The sequence below is a fragment of the Bradyrhizobium sp. SHOUNA76 genome (assembly GCF_023006445.1).
GTDB lineage: Bacteria > Pseudomonadota > Alphaproteobacteria > Rhizobiales > Xanthobacteraceae > Bradyrhizobium.
Genome location: NZ_JALBHA010000909.1, coordinates 1 through 1,264 on the forward strand (window position 1 = coordinate 1; position 1,264 = coordinate 1,264).

The 1,264-nt window shown below is 64.5% G+C and carries 3 protein-coding genes; 1 reads left to right on the forward strand and 2 read right to left on the reverse strand.

The features are described 5' to 3' along the window. Nucleotides 1-303: 303 nt before the first annotated feature. Both MOV74_RS38475 and MOV74_RS38480 read right to left on the reverse strand, forming a co-directional pair. Nucleotides 304-522 (reverse strand): DUF2273 domain-containing protein, encoded by a 219-nt coding sequence (locus tag MOV74_RS38475; protein ID WP_246932766.1) that lies wholly within the window; start codon nucleotides 520-522, stop codon nucleotides 304-306. Between the two features lie 70 nt (nucleotides 523-592). After that, nucleotides 593-826 (reverse strand): hypothetical protein, encoded by a 234-nt coding sequence (locus MOV74_RS38480; protein WP_246932768.1) that lies wholly within the window; start codon nucleotides 824-826, stop codon nucleotides 593-595. A gap of 264 nt (nucleotides 827-1,090) precedes the next feature. Between MOV74_RS38480 and MOV74_RS38485 the strand changes: the two genes are divergently transcribed. Next, nucleotides 1,091-1,264, forward strand: a 174-nt coding sequence (locus MOV74_RS38485) for a DUF6481 family protein (RefSeq protein ID WP_246932770.1), incomplete at its 3' end; no start/stop codon positions are given.

The window sequence follows — 1,264 nt, forward strand, 5'->3', positions numbered from 1 at the left end:
GGCCGGGCCGGCCGCCGGCTGGCCGGCGTCCCTTGGGGGCCTCGCGTCCTGGGCTTGCGCCGACAGCGCGAGCAGCGACATGGCCGAAACCAAGGGAATAATGATCTTCATGCGGCTGGACGCACTCATGCGTGCTTGACCCCTGCTCTCTCGATTGCCGTGGTGCCTGGCGCGATAGACGATTCGCCTCGCGCCGGGCATGATGCCGGCTGGCATAGCTGACCTGCTTTGGTCGGCGAAGTCCCGTTACAAATGGTTAAGATCAGGGCATTTTTCGGCCCAAGCGGCCACGCTGGACCGCTTCTAGCGGGCCGGCTCGATCACGTTGCAGTTGCTGCGCCCGGACATCAGGCAGTCCTGCATCTTGCTGGCCGCGGTGAGGTCCCGGGCGAGCCACCAGCCGACACCGAGGATCATGATCGCGATGATCAAGCCGGCGATCGCGCCGCGGCGGTTGTCACCGGAAGGAGGTTTCGGCTGGGATTTCGGCTTCTCGCCCGGTTCGGGCTGGGATGTGGACATGGTTACCTGGTCGCGGGGCAAGCCCCCTTATCACCTCTGCGACGTCCCGTCACATCTCCGGTCAGCCACCTCAGCCTCGGGTCGCCCGGATCGCATCCTTGCGGGAGGTTTCGACCGCCGGGGTCGCCTGGACCCGCGGGGCGCAGGTCGTGAGCACGAACGCGGTCTGTGTGCATTCCCAGTCCGCTCCCAGGACGGCACTCTCGATCGGCTGCGGACGACTGAGCAGCAGCATGGCACCGGCCACGGCTACCAGGACGAAGGCAATTGCGAGCGCCTTCAGGCTTGGTCTCGAGATCGGCATACCCGTTCTCCGTATCGGGGCGGACGCTAGGCCCCGCCCTCGTGGTCCCCTTATGAGGGACATCACAATTCGGCAGTTTTTCCGGGCTACGAGAGATCGTCGGTGGGGGCGATTTTTCGTTGACCTGATCGGCTGCGATTATGGGTGGCTTCGCGACGCGCACCGATGTACACGCTTCTGCGTCGCGTGGCGCCCGCTATGCCCAGCCGACGTACCAACACGCAGTGATGTAGGGCTGAAAGTGAGGAAGACAAGGTTCGTTAGATGAGTGGATTCAGGGAACCAGGCTTCTCCGACCGACAAAAGGCGGCGCAGGAAGCACGCAAAAATCTTTTGAACAAGTTCAAGTCGCAGCCGGGTCACGACGATCCGGCGGTCGCGGCACGACGCGCCGAGCGCGAGGCACTCGCGGCCAAGCGCGCCGAGACAAAGGCAGCG

Excerpts from the sequence above, each read along its gene's own strand:
- MOV74_RS38475 (WP_246932766.1), bottom strand. The coding sequence starts at position 522 with ATGTCCACATCCCAGCCCGAACCGGGCGAGAAGCCGAAATCCCAGCCG.
- MOV74_RS38480 (WP_246932768.1), bottom strand. The coding sequence starts at position 826 with ATGCCGATCTCGAGACCAAGCCTGAAGGCGCTCGCAATTGCCTTCGTC.